Origin of the sequence: Geobacillus sp. (assembly GCF_017515625.1) — a bacterium.
Taxonomy (GTDB): Bacteria; Bacillota; Bacilli; order Bacillales; family Anoxybacillaceae; genus Geobacillus; species Geobacillus stearothermophilus.
Genome location: NZ_JAFWFM010000134.1, coordinates 1 through 3,933, shown reverse-complemented (window position 1 = coordinate 3,933; position 3,933 = coordinate 1). Strand labels below are relative to the sequence as shown.

Annotated in this window: 5 protein-coding genes and 1 pseudogene; all 6 read left to right on the top strand. The window is 52.6% G+C overall.

Annotated features, from left to right (window positions below; genetic code table 11):
- The first annotated feature begins 194 nt into the window (after window positions 1–194).
- Window positions 195–644, top strand: coding sequence for a prepilin-type N-terminal cleavage/methylation domain-containing protein (locus IKE44_RS08325; RefSeq protein WP_287465602.1), 450 nt, complete (start codon window positions 195–197; stop codon window positions 642–644).
- A 9-nt stretch (window positions 645–653) separates the two neighbouring features.
- Window positions 654–1,400 (top strand): prepilin peptidase, encoded by a 747-nt coding sequence (locus IKE44_RS08320; RefSeq protein WP_152908475.1) that lies wholly within the window; start codon window positions 654–656, stop codon window positions 1,398–1,400.
- 29 nt (window positions 1,401–1,429) lie between these two features.
- The gene (gene pilM / locus IKE44_RS08315) at window positions 1,430–2,356 is read left to right on the top strand and encodes a type IV pilus biogenesis protein PilM (RefSeq protein ID WP_287465598.1); all 927 of its coding nucleotides are present in this window, start codon (window positions 1,430–1,432) and stop codon (window positions 2,354–2,356) included.
- Complete coding sequence (locus tag IKE44_RS08310; protein WP_063193084.1) at window positions 2,346–2,921, top strand: hypothetical protein; 576 nt, start codon at window positions 2,346–2,348, stop codon at window positions 2,919–2,921. The genes pilM and IKE44_RS08310 overlap by 11 nt, the downstream gene beginning before the upstream one ends.
- The gene (locus IKE44_RS08305; protein WP_287465595.1) at window positions 2,918–3,619 is read left to right on the top strand and encodes a pilus assembly protein PilO; all 702 of its coding nucleotides are present in this window, start codon (window positions 2,918–2,920) and stop codon (window positions 3,617–3,619) included. Before IKE44_RS08310 ends, IKE44_RS08305 begins: the two co-directional genes overlap by 4 nt.
- A 20-nt stretch (window positions 3,620–3,639) precedes the next feature.
- Window positions 3,640–3,792 (top strand): annotated as a pseudogene (locus IKE44_RS08300) (type II secretion system protein); the annotation flags it as partial.
- Between the last annotated feature and the right edge of the window lie 141 nt (window positions 3,793–3,933).

The window sequence follows — 3,933 nt, the reverse complement described above, 5'->3', positions numbered from 1 at the left end:
GCCAAGAAAACTGGATCAATCAACAAAATATTGCACTCGGGGTTCTTCACCTAATAGGTGAACATTCGAAATGGAGTCGAAGTCTCGACACGATTGGGTTTCCCAGCATTTTTGATACACTTCTGTCACGGATTCAGGATACAATATGTAAGAGTCGAATGTTGCAGATTTTTAGCATAAAAGAGAGGAAAGTCATGTTCAAACGTCTTCTCAAAAACGAGCGCGGCTTGACGCTCATCGAACTGCTCGCGGTCATTGTCATTTTAGGGATTATCGCGGCGATCGCCATTCCGGCAATCGGCGCTATTATGGACAACTCGAAAAAAGACGCCCATATTGCCAACGCGAAGCAGGTTGCGAGCGCAGCGCGGCTAGCCATTGCGGCCGACAAGAACACAAAGACGCAATATACATTGAAAGAGCTGTATGACGGGGGCTATTTAGAGAATATCCCGAAGTCGCCTGGAAAAGTTTCCACCGATAAATACAACGATGAAAAAAGCATTGTGAAAATTGTTAAGGACACTGACGGGGTCACGTATAAAGTGACGCTTGTGGATAGGAACGGTACATTCAAATATATTGATGATAAAGATGTCAGTGAACTTAAGAGAGACGACGTGAAACTAGAATTGCAGGATTAGATGGCATCGATGGCCTATTGGCTAGTGTTTCTTTGCTCTCTTGTTTTTGCCTCCTTTTTCAACGTCGTCGGGCTGCGGGTGCCCGTCGGGGAGTCGATCATCAGGCCGCGGTCGCATTGCCCGGCGTGTGGGCGGACGCTGTCGGCGAGGGAGTTGATCCCAGTTGTGTCTTATGTCGTGCAGCGCGGGCGGTGCAAAGGGTGCGGGGGGCTCATCTCCCCCCTTTACCCTGTAATGGAACTTGCGACTGCCGCTCTGTTTACCGCGGCCGCCATTTGGATCGGCTGGGGAGGAAAGCTGATTGTAGCGTGGACGCTTATTAGTCTATTGGCCATTTTGGTTGTGTCTGATCTTCGCTATATGCTGATCCCTGACCGGGTGCTTCTTGCGTTCGCCGGTCTGTTTTTGATTGAGAGGCTTGTGATCTCGTTCTTGCCGTGGATCGATATGTTGATGGGCGCGGCGGTGGGATTCGGTTTGCTTCTTTTGATTGCTGTCCTGTCGAAAGGCGGGATGGGCGGCGGTGATGTGAAGTTGTTTGCCGTGCTTGGATTTGTGCTCGGCTGGAAAATGGTGTTGCTGGCGTTTTTCTTGGCGACATTGTATGGAACGGTGATCGGGCTTGTCGGTATGTTGATAGGACGCGTGCAGCGCGGCAAGCCGATGCCGTTTGCCCCGGCGATCGCACTCGGATCTTTGACAGCGCTGTTTTTTGGTGATCAGCTTGTCGATATGTATAGGGGTCTTTTTTTGTAAGCGTGTGGGAAGAAAGGGGGCAAACGAGAATGGCGTTATGGTGGGGAAAGTCCAAATATGGCAATCTCGTGATCAAAGATCATGTCATTCGCTATGTGGAAGCCAGCCGTGGGCATTCACCTGACGTGAAGCGATGGGGCGAACGGCCTTTGCCGGCCGGAGTGGTGCGCGATGGCCGCATCGTCGATGGGGAAACGCTGGTGATGATTTTGGATGAATGCGTGGAGGAATGGAAAATCGACGGACGGCGGGTGCGCTTTGTTGTCCCTGATCCATTCGTCATGATCCGCGGGTTGCCCCTTCCCGCCCATTTGTCCGATGAAGAGATTCGCGGCTATTTGTTTTTAGAGCTTGGCGAGTCGATCCCTCTTCCGTTTGCTGAACCAGTGTTTGATTATGTGGTGATGGAGAGAACGAACGAGGCGGTGTCGATTTTGCTGTTTGCGGCGCCGGAAGCGGTGGTGTCGGAATACGCCGAGCTTTTCGAGGAAGTCGATTTGCGCCCGGTGGCTGCGGATGTATCGCCGCTTTGCGCGTATCGTCCGTTTTACGCGGCGGGACAAGCTGAGACGGACGACCACATTTTGCTTGTCCAGTTTGACGAATTAGCGGTGAATTTGAGTGTGTTTCACCGCCATTTGCCGCTGTTTATGCGCCATTTGCCGCTTGAAAGCCGGGGGACGGCGGTGATCGTCGATCCGTTCGTCGATGTGTATAAGGAAATGGAACGGATCATGAGCTTTTATTCGTTTTCCATCCAACAAGGCAAGCAGTCCATCACACGCGTGTTTCTCGCCGGCGATCATCCAGAGTTGAGCCATGTGTTTACGGCTTTGACAGAGCGGCTTGAAGTGCCTGTAGAACGGCTCAGAGCGTCCCTGGATCCGTTGCCGGAACGGTTTCATCTTGCTTGGGGATTGGCGTTGAAAGAAGGAAGGGCTGACGATGATCGCTGAAATTAATTTGTTGCCAAAAAAAGAAACGAGGCAGTCGATCCGTCTCGTTTTATTGTTTGGAGCGGCGTTGCTTCTCCTTGCCGGTTTGGTGCTGTATTGGCTGATCGAGCGTGCGGATCACCGTCAAGCTGTGTTGGAATCCGAGTTGAAACAGGTGCGTGCCGAGCAAAGCGTGCTTGCTGCGAAAACAAAACAGGCGGATGAGCAGAAAGAGCGGGAAGAGCTGACAAAAGCGGTGACATGGGCGGAACGCTATCCGCTTAAATCCGTTCCATTGTTGCAGGCATTGACCAAGCAGCTTCCTGAACGTGGATTCGTGATGAATGTGACATACTCGGATCGGACAAAGATGACGATGGTCGTCCAGTTTGATGCGCCGGAAGAGGCGGCCTATTATTTGGATCGATTAGAAAAAGTGAGAATGGTGAAAAACGTCAAACTGGTCAATGTGGCGGCGAACAGCGAGACAAGCGGGGAGCCGGAAGATCATCAAGTCGTGCCAAGATATATGGCGCAATATGAGCTGGAGCTGCAACAGGCTGATGGGGAGGGAAAAAAATCATGAGCCGCTTTGGCAAATGGCCGCTCCTTGCGGCGGCAATGGCGCTTGTCATCATGCTTTTGTTCGCAGCCGCCTATGCATGGCTTGTCATGCCTCGCTACAGCCAACTTGAGCAGATGGAGCAGACGGTGCAGAGCGAGAAAAAGGTGCTTGCCGCTTTGAAGCAAAAGCTCTCTCTTTCTCCCGAAAAAACAGCGGAAACGGTTGCGGCTTTGCAGAAGAAAGTTCCTGTCCATCCGCTTACGGATCAGTTGCTGCTTTTGTTTCAGAAGGCGGAATACGTCGCCGACAGCCGGTTGGTGAGCGTTCAATTTTCCGATGAAGGGGCCGCTTCTTCGCAGCAGAACGGCAATGGCACGAATAACGGAGGAGAAGGAACGCAAGCGGCTTCACCGCCGAGCAGCATCCAGTCCGTCACCGCCCAATTGACTGTGCAGTCGCCTTCCTACTATCAGCTTGAACGGTTTTTAGAAGTGCTGGAGCAGGCGGAACGAATCGTGGCGATCGAAGGGCTGACGGTCACGGGCCCCCCTGAGTTGACATCAACGAACGACGATGTTCAGCCGTTAACGTATTCGGTTACGGTGCGAGCGTTTTATGCGCCAAAGCTTGAAAAGTGGAAAGCCATTCCTTCCATTTTGGATGTCCCACCTCCAAGCGGCAAAGACAACCCCTTTGCTGCAACGATGCCGGCGTCCTAGAGGGCAAAGGGGGCGACAGCATGCTCATTCGCATGAAGAGGGGAATGACCCTCATCGAGCTCTTGGCTGTGCTTGTGATCATCGGCATTGTGGCGATGATCGTCGGTCTTGCTATGTGGACGGTGATCGACCGTGCGCGCGAGCGGGCGTTTGTTTCCGATGCGTATGGACTATGTCAACTACCCCCACTTAGCTAACGCTTGAAGTGGGGGCTTGCAACTCCCCAGAAGTACAAGCGGACTTCGTCCTCCTTCCTTGACTTGGGGTTGCATCAGGGCAGGTTGACAACTACCCAACGACGCAGGTCATGCCTG